This window comes from Roseibium sp. MMSF_3247, from assembly GCF_030733765.1.
Lineage (GTDB): Bacteria > Pseudomonadota > Alphaproteobacteria > Rhizobiales > Stappiaceae > Roseibium.
In genome coordinates, this window is the sequence record NZ_JASHII010000001.1 from 194,336 (window position 1) to 210,645 (window position 16,310).

At 55.2% G+C, this 16,310-nt stretch carries 14 protein-coding genes; 8 read left to right on the plus strand and 6 right to left on the minus strand.

The genetic code is table 11. The annotated features are described in order from the left end of the window. Positions 1 to 24 precede the first annotated feature (24 nt). From truB to rpsO, 3 genes are all read left to right on the plus strand, one after another. Entirely contained in the window at positions 25 to 969 is a 945-nt protein-coding gene (truB, locus tag RBB44_RS00795; RefSeq protein WP_306148015.1) for a tRNA pseudouridine(55) synthase TruB, read from the plus strand. An 88-nt stretch (positions 970 to 1,057) separates the two neighbouring features. After that, a complete protein-coding gene (locus RBB44_RS00800) occupies positions 1,058 to 2,452 on the plus strand; it encodes an FAD-dependent oxidoreductase (RefSeq protein WP_306148016.1) in 1,395 nt (464 codons plus the stop codon). A 255-nt stretch (positions 2,453 to 2,707) separates the two neighbouring features. Further along, positions 2,708 to 2,977, plus strand: coding sequence for a 30S ribosomal protein S15 (gene rpsO / locus RBB44_RS00805; RefSeq protein ID WP_306148017.1), 270 nt, complete (start codon positions 2,708 to 2,710; stop codon positions 2,975 to 2,977). An 8-nt stretch (positions 2,978 to 2,985) separates the two neighbouring features. Here the strand turns inward: rpsO and RBB44_RS00810 are convergent, their stop codons facing one another. Further along, positions 2,986 to 3,180 (minus strand): hypothetical protein, encoded by a 195-nt coding sequence (locus RBB44_RS00810; RefSeq protein WP_133949280.1) that lies wholly within the window; start codon positions 3,178 to 3,180, stop codon positions 2,986 to 2,988. Positions 3,181 to 3,290: 110 nt separating this feature from the next. Here RBB44_RS00810 and pnp point away from each other — a divergent pair, with 110 nt between their 5' ends. After that, positions 3,291 to 5,414: a polyribonucleotide nucleotidyltransferase gene (gene pnp, locus RBB44_RS00815; protein ID WP_306148018.1), complete on the plus strand. Its 2,124-nt coding sequence runs from the start codon at positions 3,291 to 3,293 to the stop codon at positions 5,412 to 5,414. Positions 5,415 to 5,508: 94 nt separating this feature from the next. On the opposite strand, the gene RBB44_RS00820 is transcribed toward pnp, so the two are convergent. Continuing rightward, positions 5,509 to 8,262 carry an EAL domain-containing protein gene (locus RBB44_RS00820; protein WP_306148019.1) on the minus strand — a complete coding sequence of 918 codons (2,754 nt, stop codon included), beginning with the start codon at positions 8,260 to 8,262 and terminating at the stop codon, positions 5,509 to 5,511. After that, the gene (locus RBB44_RS00825; protein WP_306148020.1) at positions 8,259 to 9,317 is read right to left on the minus strand and encodes a substrate-binding domain-containing protein; all 1,059 of its coding nucleotides are present in this window, start codon (positions 9,315 to 9,317) and stop codon (positions 8,259 to 8,261) included. Before RBB44_RS00825 ends, RBB44_RS00820 begins: the two co-directional genes overlap by 4 nt. A 435-nt stretch (positions 9,318 to 9,752) precedes the next feature. On the opposite strand from RBB44_RS00825, the gene dapB reads away from it, so the two are divergent. Together dapB and RBB44_RS00835 are read left to right on the plus strand one after the other, a co-directional pair. Continuing rightward, complete coding sequence (dapB, locus tag RBB44_RS00830) at positions 9,753 to 10,565, plus strand: 4-hydroxy-tetrahydrodipicolinate reductase (protein ID WP_306148021.1); 813 nt, start codon at positions 9,753 to 9,755, stop codon at positions 10,563 to 10,565. Positions 10,566 to 10,598: 33 nt separating this feature from the next. Next, complete coding sequence (locus RBB44_RS00835) at positions 10,599 to 11,219, plus strand: 2,3-bisphosphoglycerate-dependent phosphoglycerate mutase (protein ID WP_306148022.1); 621 nt, start codon at positions 10,599 to 10,601, stop codon at positions 11,217 to 11,219. A gap of 51 nt (positions 11,220 to 11,270) precedes the next feature. Here the strand turns inward: RBB44_RS00835 and RBB44_RS00840 are convergent, their stop codons facing one another. From RBB44_RS00840 to RBB44_RS00850, 3 genes are read right to left on the minus strand one after another with little or no spacing between them, the layout of a single operon-like run. Then, positions 11,271 to 12,272, minus strand: coding sequence for an adenosine kinase (locus tag RBB44_RS00840; protein ID WP_133949269.1), 1,002 nt, complete (start codon positions 12,270 to 12,272; stop codon positions 11,271 to 11,273). Positions 12,273 to 12,310: 38 nt separating this feature from the next. Beyond that, positions 12,311 to 13,201 carry a prephenate dehydratase gene (locus RBB44_RS00845; protein ID WP_209172097.1) on the minus strand — a complete coding sequence of 297 codons (891 nt, stop codon included), beginning with the start codon at positions 13,199 to 13,201 and terminating at the stop codon, positions 12,311 to 12,313. Positions 13,202 to 13,228: 27 nt separating this feature from the next. Further along, positions 13,229 to 13,963, minus strand: coding sequence for a 3-deoxy-manno-octulosonate cytidylyltransferase (locus RBB44_RS00850; RefSeq protein WP_306148023.1), 735 nt, complete (start codon positions 13,961 to 13,963; stop codon positions 13,229 to 13,231). A 200-nt stretch (positions 13,964 to 14,163) separates the two neighbouring features. Here RBB44_RS00850 and RBB44_RS00855 point away from each other — a divergent pair, with 200 nt between their 5' ends. Both RBB44_RS00855 and RBB44_RS00860 read left to right on the plus strand, forming a co-directional pair. Next, positions 14,164 to 14,715, plus strand: coding sequence for a cytochrome c family protein (locus RBB44_RS00855; RefSeq protein WP_306148024.1), 552 nt, complete (start codon positions 14,164 to 14,166; stop codon positions 14,713 to 14,715). Between the two features lie 156 nt (positions 14,716 to 14,871). Further along, positions 14,872 to 16,302: a diguanylate cyclase domain-containing protein gene (locus RBB44_RS00860; RefSeq protein WP_306148025.1), complete on the plus strand. Its 1,431-nt coding sequence runs from the start codon at positions 14,872 to 14,874 to the stop codon at positions 16,300 to 16,302. Positions 16,303 to 16,310 lie beyond the last annotated feature (8 nt).

Genomic DNA, 16,310 nt, shown 5'->3' on the forward strand with positions numbered 1-16,310 from the left:
ACGCGTTACGAACAAGAAGAAAAAATGGCCCGCAAACAGCAATTCAAAAGAAAAAAGAACACGATCAACGGTTGGCTGGTATTGGACAAGCCCTATGGCATCACGTCCAACGAGGCCCTCGGCAAGATCAAGCGGATCTTTTCACCGCAAAAGGTCGGTCATGCCGGCACCCTGGATCCGCGGGCCTCTGGCCTGCTGCCGGTGGCCTTCGGGGAAGCGACCAAGACCGTTCCCTTTGTGATGGACGGACGCAAGGTTTACCGGTTTGAGGTGACATGGGGCGCGGAAACCAATACCGATGACACCGAAGGTGAGGTCGTTGCAACATCGGATGTGCGTCCGGATGCCGACTCGATCAAAGCCGTTCTCCCGGAGTTCGTCGGCGAAATCATGCAGGTTCCGCCCAAATTTTCCGCGATCAAGGTCGCAGGCGAGCGGGCTTATGATCTGGCCCGTGACGGTGAAGAGGTTGAATTGGAAGCACGGCCGATTGATATGCACCGGCTGGACCTCGTGGAATGCCCGGATGAAAACCGCGCTGTTTTCGAAGCGGAATGCGGCAAGGGTGCCTATGTGCGGGCGCTCGCCCGGGACATCGGTCGATGTCTAGGCACATGCGGCCATGTGACGGAATTACGCCGTTTGCTGGTGGGACCATTCGGCGAAGAGGATCTGATCGAGCTTGACGAAATCCTTCAGATGGCGGAGGAGCTTGAAGAGGGTGCGGGCGTCGATGTCCTGGTCGAGGAATTTGTCTTGCCGGTCCGCGAAGCGATAGATGAGCTGGTCGAAGTCACGGTCTCGGATGACGATGCCGCCAAGATCAAAAAGGGGATGTCTGTGCTCCTGCGTGGCCGGGATGCTCCGTTGAACTGTGATGTCGCTTTTGCCAGCCACGCAAGTGTTCCCGTCGCCATCGGTGCGATCGAAAAGGGCCGCTTTCAGCCGAGCCGGGTGTTTCATCTTTAGGGCCAAGCCTGCGATCACAGCCTGACGTTTCGGGTAAACCGTGCCATGATGCCCAGGCACAAACGGCAACGACCGGGTGGAGGGCACTATGAAGCGCGGGCGGAAGATCTTTACGGATACTCGCGGGCGGGCAACGCGGCGCCAAGTGCTGAAAACTGGTGCTGCTGTGGCGCTAACTTCGCCGTTTCTGAATGCAAGTTTAGCGAAAGCCCAAAACGACGACTTCGATGTAATTGTGATTGGGGCGGGCATCGCAGGTCTCACTGCAGCAAGGCGGCTCCAGGACCTCGGATACGCGGTTGTTGTCCTGGAGGCGGCGTCTGCCGTCGGTGGGCGGATCCGGACAGACTGGTCTTTGGGCGCGCCATTTGAGGTCGGTGCCGGCTGGATCCACAGGCCTGGGGGAAATCCGGTTTCAAAACTGGCAGATGCGATCGACGCGCCAACCTACGTCACATCGGACGAAAGCTATCAGGTCTATGCCCAAGATGGCGCTGCTGTTTCGAGATCCACGATCAACTCCAAGTATCGCGACCTGATGCGGCTCTATAAGCGCATTGACGATACGTTCGACAATGATCAGCCGCTGTCTGAGGCGATCCGCCGTGTCTCCAAGGATAGCCTTCAGGATCCGGTGCTTCGCTGGATGATGAGTGCCTACACGGAGTTCTCGACTGGCGGACCTATTGAAAAACTGTCCGCCTACTATTTCGACGAGGACGATGAATATGATGGGGCGGATGTGATCCTGACAAAGGGTTACGATCAGATACCAAAGAGCCTCGCGGACGGTATGGACGTTCGTTTTGATACGGTTGTTGAAGCGATCGAATACGAAGAAGGCGATGGGGCGGCCGTCTACACCTCAAAGGGATCATTCGAATCCTATTTCGTGATTTGTACCGTGCCCCTTGGAGTTCTCAAGAAAGGCATGATCGCGTTTGACCCGCCCCTTCCCAAGGCGCATCAGAAAAGCATCAACGAAATTGGCTTTGGGAGTGTCACCAAACTGGCGCTGAAGTTTGAGCAGCCATTTTGGCCCGAAGACGTTCAGTATCTCGGGTACATGAGCGAACCAAAAGGGCGCTGGAATTACTTTCTAAATTACCGCACCTTCAGCCCTGAAAACATCCTGCTGGGCGTGAGTGTTGGCGATTATCCGTTTGTTGCCGAGGCAATGAGCGATCCCGATATGACCAGCGATTGCATGGGTGCGCTCCGCGCGATGTTCGGTGAAGACATTCCTGCGCCGATTGGTCATATGGCAACACGCTGGTCGAAAGACCCGCATACGTTCGGCGCGTATTCCTATTCTGCGGTCGGAAACACGCCAGCCGATTTTGACCGTTTTGCAACGCCTGTTGCCAATACCATCCTTTTTGCCGGCGAGCACACGACCTTCGATTTTCATGGCACAACCCACGGCGCATACCTGACCGGACTGGCAGCGGCAAACCTGATTGAAGATGAGCTTGCGGAATAACAAGCCGACTGACCGGGTCAGCCGTGCGTTCAACGAACGTCCCTAATCGGCGTATGTGGGGCGCCACTTGAGATTCTTCTGGATTTTCGCAAGGTTTTCCGTCATATTCCGCCGCCATTGGGCATTGAAGCTCAGTACGTCCCTTCAAAACCTTTGCTGACCGACATCTTGGCTCTGGCGCAGGAGGGATCAGGCCGGAAATCCGGCATGTCAACGCGCCCGGTCAACGGGCCCCACCTCTTGAAAGGAAGAGCGATGTCGATCACTGCAGAGCGCAAAGCTGAGCTCATCAAAGAATACGCCACCAAGGAAGGCGACACCGGTTCTCCGGAAGTACAGGTCGCGATCCTGACCGAGCGGATCAACAACCTCACCGAACACTTCAAAGGTCATGGCAAGGACAACCACTCCCGCCGCGGTCTTCTGAAGATGGTTGCGCAGCGCCGGTCCCTTCTGGACTACACGCGTGGCAAATGCGAAGAGCGTTACAAGACCCTCATCGAGCGTCTTGGCATTCGCCGCTAAGGCTTGTTTTAGACTTGATCAACGCGGTGGGCTTGCCCGCCGCGTTTTTCTTTTTGCCAAAGGGCTTTTTCTTGAGTTCCTAAGGCTTTTGAGTGTTTCCCTTTTGGCAGCAAACGCTCTATAGAAACCTCGTGACATGTCATGGGGCAGGATTGCCAGCGTCTTTTCGATTTCACTGAAAAGATACTTGCCGTCTTGCCCATGACCTGTCCGCCGGTAACCGGCCCATCCGGGGCCGACCGGGAATGTGTTTGCCCCAGATGGACCGCTGAGGAATAGCGGCGGGGCAGACAGGCTATGTTAAGGACAGATGATGTTTGATATTCATCGTGTAGAAGTCGACTGGGGCGGACGTCCGCTCATTCTCGAAACGGGTAAGGTTGCCCGTCAGGCTGATGGGTCCGTTATGGCGACCTACGGTGAAACCAAGGTCCTAGCGACCGTTGTTTCCGCCAAAGAGCCGCGGGCCGGCCAAGACTTTTTCCCGCTCACCGTGAACTACCAGGAAAAGGCATTCGCCGCCGGTAAGATCCCGGGTGGCTACTTCAAGCGCGAAGGCCGTCCGTCTGAGCACGAGACCCTCACATCCCGTTTGATTGACCGCCCGATCCGTCCGCTGTTTGCTGACGGTTACAAGAACGACACCCAGGTCGTGATCACCGTGCTGTCGCACGACATGGAAAACGCACCGGACATCCTGGCCATGGTCGCAGCTTCTGCTGCCCTGACCCTGTCCGGCGTTCCGTTCATGGGCCCGATCGGCGGCGCGCGCGTTGGTTACATCAACGGCGAATACGTTCTGAACCCGCTGGTCGACGACATGCCGGAATCCGCTTTGGACCTGGTTGTCGCAGGAACCTCCGATGCGGTTCTGATGGTTGAGTCCGAAGCCAAGGAACTCGACGAAGAAACAATGCTCGGTGCGGTCATGTTCGGCCACAAGGGCTTCCAGACTGTCATCGACGCGATCATCAAGCTGGCGGAAGCCGGTGCGAAAGAGCCGCGCGAATTCGTTGCTGCCGATCATTCCGAACTGTTCGGCAAGGTCAAGGCAATCGCGGCTGACGATCTGACTGCAGCTTACAAGATCACAGCAAAAACCGAGCGCAAGAACGCGGTTGATGCAGCCAAGGCCAAGGTTGTCGAGGCGCTGATCACCAACGCTGCCGAAGGTGAAGCGGTCGAGGCGAACGTCCTCGGTGAGCAGTTCAAGAAGCTAGAAGCGGAAATCGTCCGCGGCGGCATCCTGGACACCGGTACCCGCATCGACGGCCGCGATCTCTCCACTGTTCGCCAGATTTCCTCGGAAGTCGGCATTCTGCCGCGCGCACACGGCTCGTCCCTATTCACCCGCGGTGAAACACAGGGTCTTGTTGTTGCAACCCTCGGCACCGGTGAAGACGAGCAGTTCATCGATCTTCTGGAAGGCACCGTGAAGTCTCACTTCATGCTGCATTACAACTTCCCGCCGTACTCTGTCGGTGAAACCGGTCGCATGGGTTCTCCGGGACGCCGCGAAATCGGTCACGGCAAGCTGGCGTGGCGCGCAATCAACCCGATGCTTCCGGCGCATCATGAGTTCCCGTACACCCTGCGGGTTGTCTCCGAGATCACCGAATCCAACGGGTCGTCCTCAATGGCAACCGTTTGCGGCACATCCCTGTCGCTGATGGATGCCGGCGTGCCGCTGAAGTCACCGGTTGCCGGTATCGCCATGGGTCTGATCAAGGAAGGCGAACGTTTCGCGGTCCTGTCCGATATCCTGGGCGATGAAGATCACCTTGGCGACATGGACTTCAAGGTTGCTGGTTCTGAGAACGGCATCACCGCGCTACAGATGGACATCAAGATCGACGGTATCACCGAAGAGATCATGAAGGTTGCTCTGGAGCAGGCCAAAGGCGGCCGGATCCACATTCTCGGCGAAATGGCAAATGCCATCACCGAGGCACGCTCCGAGCTTGGTGAGCATGCACCACGCATCGAAATGATGAAGATCCCGGTCGACAAGATCCGTGAAGTCATCGGTTCGGGCGGCAAGGTCATTCGCGAGATCGTTGAGAAGACCGGCGCGAAGGTCAACATCGAGGACGACGGCACCGTCAAGATCGCCTCTTCCGATGGCAAAGCCATCAAGGCGGCTGTCAACTGGATCAACTCCATTGCAGCTGAGCCTGAAGTTGGCGTGATCTACGAAGGCACCGTTGTGAAATGCGTTGACTTCGGCGCGTTCGTCAACTTCTTCGGCGCAAAAGACGGCTTGGTACACATCTCCCAGCTGGCTCCGAAGAAAGTTGCCAAGGTCACCGATGTGGTCAAGGAAGGCGACAAGGTCTGGGTCAAGCTCATGGGCTTCGACGAGCGTGGCAAGGTCCGCCTATCCATGAAGGTTGTTGACCAGGAAACTGGTCAGGAAATCCCGAAAGACGCCGAATAAGCTTCAAAAGCTTCTTAAATAGAAGACGCAGGTGCCAATCGGTACCTGCGTTTTTTTGTGCCCCAAGTGGACAGGTCAACGTGTTTACGTGGGTCTAACTGACCTTCAACTGCAGTTCGGTCTTAAACGGTTCTTCGGCCAGGAATTGGAAGAAATCTTCTCTTGGCATCGGTTTGCCGAAGTAAAAGCCCTGAATCTGACGGCACCCCATGCGCATCAAAATGGTGTTCTGTTTGCGGGTCTCTACGCCCTCACAGACCACACTGATCGACAACGCATTTGCCATGGTCACAATGGCACTGACCAGCGCCTGATCGTCCGTGTCTGTCTCAATATCCTTTATGAAGGAGCGGTCGATTTTGAGGGTATCGATCGGCAGTCGCTTGAGATAGCTCAAGGACGAGTATCCAGTCCCGAAATCATCAAGTGACAGTTTGATGCCCAGGGTTTTGATAGCCATCATGATGGCAACCGGATCGATTTGGCTGTCATCAAACATAACGCTCTCAGTGATCTCCAATGTCAGCTGGTCCGGCCGCATGCCCGCGTTGTCGAGAGTGGATTTCAAGAGGTCAACAAAGCCGTCTTCCCGGCATTGGCGCGGCGATATGTTCACCCCGATACTCTGAAGAGTGTGTCCGCGCGCACGGCAATCTGAAAAGAATGCGCAGGCCTTTTTCAGAACAAGCTTTCCAAGTGGGACAATCAAGCCCGTTTCTTCAGCGACGGGAATGAACTCTCCCGGCGACACAAAGCCGAGTTCAGGATCGGTCCATCGCGCGAGGGCTTCGCAACCCGACACAGTACCAGTGGCGCAATTGATTATCGGTTGGATATAGATCTCAATCGCATCATTCTCGATGGCTTTTCGAAGAGCGGCTTCGAGCATCAGCGCCCGCGTCATTCGATCATTCGTTTGCTTTGAGAAGAACCGGAAAGCATTGCCGCCATCGGTCTTCGTTTGATGCATGGCGGATTCGGCCTGTTTCAAAAGCGCGATATCTGTAAAGCCGTCCAGCGGAAATACAGAAATGCCGATACTGGCCGTCAAAACCGCATCCTGCCCGTTGCCGACATCAATTCTTTTGGAAACAGCGCCTAAGATTCTCTGGGCGACCCTTTCTGTCTCCCAGTCATCTTCGGTGTCAGTCAGGAGCACGGCAAACTCATCACCGCCAAGGCGGGATACTGTATTGCTGGGGTCAACGGTTTCCTGAATACGATTTCCAACCTCACGCAGGATCGGATCGCCGAGATCATGACCATGGAGATCGTTCACCGTTTTGAATCTGTCCACATCGACAACAAGTACCGCACCGGCCTTTTCTGTCCTGTCTCCGTGGACGAGACTTTGGCGCAGACGGTCTCTGAACAGATTGCGGTTCGGAAGACCTGTAAGAGCGTCATAGTTTGCATGTTTTTCAATCAGCTCTTCTTGTTCCTTGCGTTCCGTAATGTCTGTGATCGTGCTGTGAATGGCAGTGACGCCGTTCCAGGTGGTCATGCGAACATGTTGCTCAAGCCAGACCGACTCTCCTGAAGCTGCTCTGCCCAAGACTTCATAAACGGCCGGCGCGATGCCACCCTCTTGCCGTATCCGGCGATAGGTTCGCATGCGCTCATGTTCTTCGGGAGCATAGATATCCCATATCGACTGACCAATCAGTCTGTCCGCATCACCCGGTTCGTATCCCAGGATTTTGAGCAATGCGTCATTGACGTAAAGGATCTTGGCATCGGAATGGATCACAATCCCCTGCAGCGATCCGTCAATGAGTTCTCGGAATTGGGCATTCGTCTTTTGAACGGCATCAAAGGCGCTGTCAAAAAGTGTGCCGAGGCGGTTGTATTCTGCAATCCGACCGGGTTCGTACTTGGCGCCTGATCCCTTAGCCGCCCGTCCACCTGCGTAATCCACGAGAGCGTTGAGGTTTGCGGCGGTAAACTGATTGATCAGGAATGCGGCTGAAAACGACGCAATCCCAATGTAGAGGAGAAATGGAAAGAAGATGTCCAGATAGGTGGATTCTATATTTTCGACAATGTCGCTTTTGGACTGCGTGATAATCTTTATCGGGTCTGTGCCAGTTTCGCCTAGGAGAACCGTGCTTGATGTCAGTGTGCCGTCATGAAGGCGGAACGCCTGCACGCCGAGCTCATCAAGTGTGTTCGAGAGTTCTTCGTTATTGGCAAACTTGCCGTAAGAGGCCAGCGAAGCAGTCCCAGAGATGATCGCAATATCTCCTGTGCCTAGGACACTTGAGAGGTTGTCGAGAAGCGCGTAAGCATCGTTGAACAGGGATCCACCGACAAGCCGGGCAATGACACGGCCGGTTTCTGGATCCACCACTGGTATGGAAATGACCGTGAGTTTCGTTGCGGGCTCGGCGCTGCCGTCGCTGTAGAAGCGCCAAACATCTGGTGGCATCGTTCTCAGAGTTTGTCCCGGTAGTACGGAGCCGACGTCAACAAGGGCAAGACTGGAATTCAGCCATCCCATCTGCCGTTCATGATCGAGTATAAGCACGTCAGGGACGACAGCCGATGCATTTTGGCCGACGACCTCCATGATCCTTGCAGCCTTCCGGGCATCGTAATCAATAACCGACTGAATGAAATCATCGTTCAGGGCAATCGTACGCAGCTGGCTTTCGATGTCCTTCAAATAGGACTCGAAAACCAATGTCGTGAGGGACTGTTCGCGCTTTGCATTGCGTTCAGCTTCCAACTCAGCGACGGACAAACTTCCAAGGTAGGTGATGCCAAAAAGCGCAACAGCAGTTGCCATGAGGCCGACCACAAACAGGCCTCCGACCAACCAGCTGAACTTCACACCTTTTGTCTTCATTTTGAGTACCGGAAGGCCCGCGCCTTCAATTCTTGAATATCTCCAGCAGAGTTCTCCTTGGTGACAAGCGCGAACTCACCGGAGAACACCACCGGGATCTGGTCACTGTTTCCTGTCTGGTCCAAGACAATCGCCTCAGCCATGGCAACACCGTTGTCATCGTTCATCCGCATTACCGTGACATCCAGCTTTCCTTGCAGGATGGCATCCAGTTCGGCAGCGCCCCCACCCCATCCGTTGGTCATGACGGTTCCCTGGTTGTCACTTGCCGCGATGGCGTCCATGACACCGAGAGCGATGTCAGTTGAGCACGCATAGATGAACGATAGGTTTTGATGTTCTTGAAGAATGCTTTCTGTCGCCTGCCGCGATTTTTCCCGGTCATACCCAACGTAGTAGGAGGCCTTGAGGTTCATGGCTTCCGGATCTGAATAAGCCTGCAAGAAAGTGTTGCCCCGGGCTCGGCTGACGTATCCGCGAGGCCCGAACAGAATTGCAAAGTCCTGTTTTTGGCCGATCTTGGTCTTGTAGTGGTCGATGAGAAGCTGGGTACCGGCCACATGGTCGAAACCGACATAAAGAAAGGGCTGCCGTTCTCTCCAAACCTTCAGCGGCGTCGTAATGTTTTGCAGGATGATCTTAGGTTCTCCACGGGCGATGAGGCGTTGAACAATCGGCTTGTGGCGTAGAACGTCCAGAGTGAAAACCAGATAATCCGGATTGCTTGCCAGAGCCTGTGTGATCAACGCGGCCTGGCCGCCCGCATCCGATGATGATCCAGAAAAATAAGACTCGATCTTGCGAGGGAGACCAATCTCGTCCATCCGCGCTTCAAACGACGCGAGACTGCGGCGCCAATAATCTGATGCCTGGCTGCCCGGATATATGATTGCGACTTTAACCGGATTGACTTTGGTTTCCAGCGGGATCGCCGGCGCCGACACGCGTTGCGCAAAGCCTTCTGCGGCAGACCGTTGTTTTTTATTCAGCGCGGTAAATTCGGTGAGCGACCAGAATTCGTCCAAACTCGTGTCTTGAGCTGTAGCTGTCGTCAAATATGCAAGGCTCAAAACAAAGGAGACTGCCAAAGATGTAAATAACGATCTTCGTACGGCTTTTCGAAATATATCGAGTTGGCTCATACCGAAACCGCTCGCCATAAATACTGATCCGAGATAGCTGGCGTTCATTGTGATTGTGGTTTTATATGATGCAATCAAAAAAGACGCTTTTTGTTGTTGTGTCTGATCACTTTATCGAAACGCTATTATAAGAGGTCAAACAAATACTTAATTAAACGAATTATTGTTTGTTTTTATCATGTCAATTTCGGCCATTCTGCAATCGATCAGTTAATATCGGTTGGGCCTAACTTCTGTCCCAAGTTACGGACCAGACATTGAAGCGCCCGTGTTTGTTGCGTTCGCATCAGACATTTGCCTGCAGTTACGAACCTGCTATACCGCTGCCAACTTTGAAGGGAACAAGGTATGGGTTCAATGCGCTTGGTCGTGGTTGGTGCAGGTGGCCGGATGGGGCGGGCCTTGACCCGGGCCGTCACAGATGCTGCGGGAGCAGACGTGGTTGCGGCCATTGAGCAAGAGGGATCGCCTTTCCTAGGTCAGGATGTGGGTGAGCTTGCCGGCGTTGGCGCTTTGAATGTCCATGTGACCGATGATCCGTTGTCTGCATTTGCGAAAGCCGACGGGGTCTTGGATTTTACAGCGCCAAAAGCGAGCATTTGGTTTGCTGAGTTGGCGGCCCAGGCGCGGATCGTTCATGTGATCGGAACGACTGGTTGGACGCCGGAGGAGGAAACACCTCTTCGCGCCGCTGCAAGGCACGCACGGATTATCAAATCCGGCAACATGAGCCTCGGCGTCAACTTGCTGGCGAGCCTTGTGCGCAAGGCAGCAGCGGCGTTGGACGCAGACTTTGATATCGAAGTTCTGGAAATGCATCACAAACACAAAGTCGATGCGCCGTCCGGCACCGCTTTGCTTCTCGGCGAAGCTGCCGCAGAAGGCCGCGGGATCGATCTCCAGACCCATTCAGTTCGAAGCCGTGACGGTATTATGGACCCGCGAAAGACCGGCGATATCGGTTTTGCGACCCTTCGGGGCGGATCCGTCATAGGAGAGCACTCCGTGATTTTCGCCGGTGAAGGCGAGCGGATTGAGCTGACGCACCGCGCCGAAGACCGGCAGCTGTTCGCACGCGGCGCGGTCAAGGCGGCCCTGTGGGGCTTCGACCAGAAACCCGGATTTTATTCCATGGCCGACGTCCTCGGCCTGGACACCTGATCAATTCAAGATGATCCACCCAAGGAGATCTGTATGGAACGCCTGCTAGTGCTTGTCCGCCACGGACAGAGCGAATGGAACCTGAAAAACCTGTTCACAGGCTGGAAAGACCCGGGTCTGACCGACCAGGGCGTTGCCGAAGCGCATAAGGCGGGCGAGCAGCTGCGGGATCTGAAACTAAATTTCGATCTGGCCTTTACGTCGGTGTTGTCCCGTGCCCAGAAAACGCTCGGGATCATCCTCGAAGAGCTTGACCAATCCGGCCTCGAAACTTTCAAGGATCAGGCTCTGAATGAGCGTGACTATGGCGATTTGACCGGCATGAACAAAGATGAGGCCCGGGAAAAGTTTGGCGAGGAACAGGTTCACATCTGGCGCCGGTCGTACGACATTCCGCCTCCGGGAGGCGAGAGCCTTAAAATGACCGCTGAACGTGTTCTGCCGTACTACAAAGCCGAGATATTGCCGCGCGTCTTGTCTGGCAAGCGCACGATCGTTGCAGCCCACGGCAATTCGCTGCGGTCGCTCATCATGGAACTGGAAGGGCTGAGCCCGGAGGAAATCCTGAAGCGGGAGCTCGGGACCGGCACGCCAATCATCTATCGCCTGGATGAAGACGGAAAAGTCATCAGCGTCCAGGATCTGGCCGCCTGAGGATTACAAAACTTATGAGAAAAAAGGCGGCCGATGGGCCGCCTTTTTTATTCAAACTTCAAACCCGTTCTGCGCTGCAAGGTTTTTCAGCGGCCGCTCGGGGCGGGCGCCGACGTGCTTGATAACGCTGGAGGCGCAGATGCAGCCGAGCTCAGCGGCATTGGTGAGCGAGTAATCTCGTGCGAGTCCAAACAGAAAGCCGGCGGCAAAGAGGTCGCCGGCACCGGTGAGGTCAACGACATTGTCAACTTGCTGGGCGGGAACCTTAACGGTTTCCTCGGGTGTGATGATCATCGCGCCCTCTTTGCCGAGCGTAAGGGCGGTCATTGCGCCGCTTTCACGCGCGGCAGAAATGGCGGTGTCCAAGTCTCCCGTCTGATAAAGCGCCTTGATTTCATGCTCATTGGCGAACATCAGATCAACGACGCCATCTGACAGCAGGCCGGTAAACTCATCCCGGTAACGGTCAACACAAAAGGAGTCGGATAAGGTGATTGCCACTTTCCGATCATGCTTGTGCGCGATCTCTGCAGCCGCGAGGAAAGCTTTTTTTGCCTCTTCCGGATCCCACAAGTAGCCTTCCATGTAGGTGACCGCGGCTGCGGCAACCACGTCTTCATCAACATCTGAGGGGCTGAATTCCGTGCACGCGCCAAGATATGTGTTCATGGTGCGCTCACCGTCAGGAGTGATCAGGATCATTGAGCGGGCAGTGGGCTTCCATTCACGAAGGCGCGGGGTGTTGTAGTAGACACCTGTGCCGTTCATGTCGTGGTAGTAGCTGTCGCCGAGTTCGTCTTCGGCGACTTTTCCAAAATAAGCCGGGCGGCCCCCAAGAGAGGCAATTCCAGCCGCCGTGTTGCCTGCGCTGCCCCCGGAGATGCGGACCGTTTGGCCCATCTTGTTGAACAAGGCCACAGCTTCATCGGTCTCGATGAGTCGCATGGACCCTTTGACCAGGCCCTCCTGGAGAAGAAAGTCTTCCTCGACATGGGCAAATACATCACAAATAGCATTGCCGATGCACAGGGCATCAAAACGAATTTCGGTCATTGGGTCCTCTAGGGGTCCTGAAAGAATGGGCATCGCCCTTAAGATTGCGGATTGGGTCTTAAGGCCCGGTTAGCTTCCGGTTCACGAATTTTGTCGCGGAACGGGCTTGCCCGGTAAACACCAACGATCTTGAGCTCCGCGCAGAAGAAGGCAAGCTCTTCCAAAGCCAGCGCAACATGCGGGTCGTTTGGGTGCCCTTCGATGTCTGCGTAGAACATGGACGCGAAGAACTGTCCCTCCAGCTGGTAGGATTCCAGCTTGGTCATGTTCACATTGTTCGTCGCAAAGCCGCCGAGTGCCTTGTACAGCGCGGCCGGCACGTTCCGGACCCGGAAGATGAAGGTGCTGATTACCGGCTGGCCGTTGTGGGCTGCCTCCATCTTGTCGCGGGACAGGATCACAAACCGCGTGGTGTTGTGTGCCTCGTCTTCAACGTCTTCACGCAGGATGTCGAGACCGTAGATATCAGCGGCCATCCGTGGGGCGAGTGCTGCATGGGTGGGATCGCCCAGCTCGGCAATCTGACGAGCCGAACCGGCGGTGTCGGCGCCAACAACAGCGTTTAAGCCCAGCTCGCGGATGATGTTCCGGCATTGCCCCAGCGCGTGGACGTGGCTTTGTACCGTTGTAAGGTTTTCAACCTTGGTCCCTTTTGGAGCCATCAACTGGAACCGGATCGGCATGAAGTACTCGCCGATGATGTGCAAATTGGAACCAGGCAGAAGATGGTGAATGTCTGCGACACGGCCCGCGACCGAGTTCTCGATCGGGATCATTGCCAGGTCGGCTTTGCCGTCCGCCATTGCCGAAAAACAGTCTTCAAACGTAGCGCAGGGAATGGCTTCGTAGTCGGGATAAACGTCACGGCAGGCCATGTGGGAATTGGCGCCGGTTTCGCCCTGGAAGACGATTTTTTTCGCATTGCTCATTGATGTGTCCAGCTTTGGTGCGGCGTTTTACAAGGATTGATAGGCTAATCGAGCCCGTTCTAGATCTTCAGGTGTGTTCACGTCCATAGGCGCGGAGGCAATCTCCGATACATCAATGCGCATACCGGCCTCGAGCGCGCGCAATTGTTCCAATTTTTCCCGCTTTTCCAGTGGCGACGGCGACAGCGAGACAAAACGCTCCAGCGCGGCGCGGCGATAGGCATAGATGCCGATGTGCTGATAAAGTGGGCCGTCGCCACCCGGCGCGGTTGTGCGGGTAAAATAAAGCGCCCTGTTGTGCCCGTGTCCGTTCGGTGTCGTGACTGCTTTGACGAAATTTGGGTCGTCGCGGAACCGATCATCCCGGATTTCGGTCATGATAGTGCCAATGTCTACGCCTGAGACCGAAAGGGGGGCGAAGGCAGCCCGAATCGCTTCAGGCTCAATCAGAGGCACGTCGCCCTGAACATTCAATACGGTGTCGTGCTTCTGGTCGGGGTCCAGGGTCTGCGCCGCTTCAAAGATGCGGTCTGAACCAGATTCATGATCGTCCCGGGTCATAACAGCAGTTCCGCCATGATCCCGGACCGCCTCTGCGATACTCGTGTCATCAGTCGCAACGGCGACTGGTCCGATATCTGCGTTGAGGGCCTGCTCGAGTACCCGGACAATCATTGGTTTTCCGCAAATATTCGCCAACGGCTTCCGGGGCAGTCGTGTTGCGGCCAGTCGGGCCGGAACAATAACAAGTGCAGAGCTCAATCCAGTCTCCTTTGGCGGGTTTTTTGGCCGGAAAACTGTGTTTTTCCGGGGGCGCGTCCGAATGTCGTACACGTTGCCCTTTTAAAGCTATGGACAGCGAGGTCAAAAAATTTGTAGGTTCCGGCAAAATTCGAGGAGCTGATAGGGTTCGTGACCTCAAGTTACGGGCCCGGACGCGTATGAGCTTGGAGCCGGAGAGAATGGATTCCTTCACGCTGAACAAGGCCGCTGGTGCGGTTCTTATGGTGCTTATTCTGACTATGGGTTTGGGAATTGTGTCTGACATAATTTTCAAGCCGACGATCCCGGGCAAGCCCGGCTATGAAATTGTCGTGGCCGCTGCGGAAGATTCAACGTCAGAAGTCACACCGGAGCCGGATGTCGTTCCGATTGGCGAGTTGCTTATGGCCGCTGCCGCCAGCGACGGAGAAAGTGCCGCTCGTAAATGCGCAGCATGTCATACGTTCGAGCAGGGCGGCGCAAACAAGGTCGGCCCGAACCTGTGGGAAATCGTGGGTCGTAAACCGGGCGGTGTCGACGGCGTAAATTATTCAAGCGCAATGGCTGCATACGGCGAGGAAAATCCGGAGTGGACCTACGAGGGCCTTTATAACTTTCTCGCTGCCCCGAAAAAATACATCCCGGGCACGTCCATGGGCTTTGCAGGTATCCGCAAGTCTGAAGAGCGGGCTGACCTGATTGCTTACATGCGCGAGCAGGCTGCTACACCAAAGCCGCTTCCGGGAGAATAATCCCAATAAGCACTGGTGAAATGCTGTGACTACATTTGGAAGCCGGGCAATTGCCCGGCTTTTTTATTGCGATTTGAAGAAAAATTAAGTTTTGTGACGTTACGTATCATTTAGGTAATATTGGCAGGAACGACAATCCAATTGGATTGGGCAAGCATGAACGCACTGCGTCAATTCTTTGTACATAGCAATGGGGCGTGGGTTGCTTCGCTGACGGCGGTGATTTGCTTTCTGGCTGGGATAGCGGTTACGGCGCATGTCGGGTACACGGTGCGCAGCGAAATCATGTCCCAAAACAAACGTCAGGCCGTTGCCAATCTTTCGGAAGTCCGCGCCAAGCTGGAAGGCGAACTCAACCGCACAGTTGCCTACGGTATCGGTCTGCGGGCCAATGTCATTGAGTCCTCGAAAGAGCCGTTCAATGCGCGAAAATATGATGCGATCGCATCTGATTTGATTGATGAAAATCCAGTCATAAGATCGATCGGACTTGCGCCGGACAATGTCCTGCAAGCTGTCTATCCATATCAGCCCAACCAGTCGGCCATCGGCTTGGACTACCGATTGAACACAAGCCAATGGCCTGCAATCAGACAGGCCATGCTCTCTCGAGAGATTGTCATTGCCGGGCCCTTGGAACTCGTTCAGGGCGGTCGCGCGCTTTTGATCCGGATCCCTGTGTTCCCGCCGGCCGAACTCGGACAGCCCATGCCGGAACGCCCGTATTGGGGTGTGTTGTCTCTTGTGGTCGATGAAGCGGGCCTGATGCAAGCTGCTGGCATCTCTGACACTGTCAAACAGCTGCGGATTGGGATCGTGGACAAAGCTGCTGCCACACCGGAAAAGGCGCATATATTCGGAAGCTTCGGCTTGATGGATATTGACAGTGTAAGCCTCCCCTTGAACCTGCCCGGCGGTTTGACATGGGAAGTGCTGGGCTATCCAGAAAACGGTTGGAACAGCAACGAACGCAGCATCTGGATCACACAGCTCGTCGGGAGTCTGATTTCGCTTCTGTTCGGCGCCATGGCGTTTTTGCTGATCAGCGAGGTTTACAAGGTTCGCTCAATGGCTTTGCACGACCCGCTGACCGGGTTGGCCAATCGGCGGCTCTTGGAAGACAGGATGCTCCAATTGGCGGTCATGTCCGATCGGACCGGGTCCGGCTTTGAGATCTTCTATGTCGACCTTGATGCCTTCAAACCGATCAATGACAATTATGGGCATGCGGCCGGGGATCAGTTGCTGGTCGAAATCGGTCATCGGCTACAGCAGCAGACACGGCAGACAGATACGGTTGCCCGTGTAGGGGGGGATGAGTTCATCGTTTTGACCCCTGGAAACATGCGCCGCCTTGAACGGGAAGCGTTCCTGGAGCGCTTGGGTGAACGTCTTTCAGAGGTTTTTGAGTTCTCAGGTGTGCGCATCGGTGTGAGCGCCAGTATCGGCAGTGCAAGCTTTCCAAGCGATGCAGGCACCATTGACGATCTGCTCAGAGTTGCCGACAGCCGGATGTACAGCCAAAAGACCAAGGGGCGTAAAAAACCGGAAACCGTCTCCGGCAACGAACTTCCGCAAACCGGTTAAATTTCTGT

What these genes read in the sequence shown, in the direction of transcription:
- RBB44_RS00800 (WP_306148016.1), top strand. Translation starts at nt 1,058, where the DNA reads ATGAAGCGCGGGCGGAAGATCTTTACGGATACTCGCGGGCGGGCAACG.
- RBB44_RS00845 (WP_209172097.1), bottom strand. Translation starts at nt 13,201, where the DNA reads ATGAGCAATGCGAAAAAAATCGTCTTCCAGGGCGAAACCGGCGCCAAT.
- pnp (WP_306148018.1), top strand. Translation starts at nt 3,291, where the DNA reads ATGTTTGATATTCATCGTGTAGAAGTCGACTGGGGCGGACGTCCGCTC.
- RBB44_RS00810 (WP_133949280.1), bottom strand. Translation starts at nt 3,180, where the DNA reads ATGGGCAAGACGGCAAGTATCTTTTCAGTGAAATCGAAAAGACGCTGG.
- rpsO (WP_306148017.1), top strand. Translation starts at nt 2,708, where the DNA reads ATGTCGATCACTGCAGAGCGCAAAGCTGAGCTCATCAAAGAATACGCC.
- truB (WP_306148015.1), top strand. Translation starts at nt 25, where the DNA reads ATGGCCCGCAAACAGCAATTCAAAAGAAAAAAGAACACGATCAACGGT.
- RBB44_RS00860 (WP_306148025.1), top strand. Translation starts at nt 14,872, where the DNA reads ATGAACGCACTGCGTCAATTCTTTGTACATAGCAATGGGGCGTGGGTT.
- RBB44_RS00855 (WP_306148024.1), top strand. Translation starts at nt 14,164, where the DNA reads ATGGATTCCTTCACGCTGAACAAGGCCGCTGGTGCGGTTCTTATGGTG.
- dapB (WP_306148021.1), top strand. Translation starts at nt 9,753, where the DNA reads ATGGGTTCAATGCGCTTGGTCGTGGTTGGTGCAGGTGGCCGGATGGGG.
- RBB44_RS00835 (WP_306148022.1), top strand. Translation starts at nt 10,599, where the DNA reads ATGGAACGCCTGCTAGTGCTTGTCCGCCACGGACAGAGCGAATGGAAC.
- RBB44_RS00840 (WP_133949269.1), bottom strand. Translation starts at nt 12,272, where the DNA reads ATGACCGAAATTCGTTTTGATGCCCTGTGCATCGGCAATGCTATTTGT.
- RBB44_RS00820 (WP_306148019.1), bottom strand. Translation starts at nt 8,262, where the DNA reads ATGAAGACAAAAGGTGTGAAGTTCAGCTGGTTGGTCGGAGGCCTGTTT.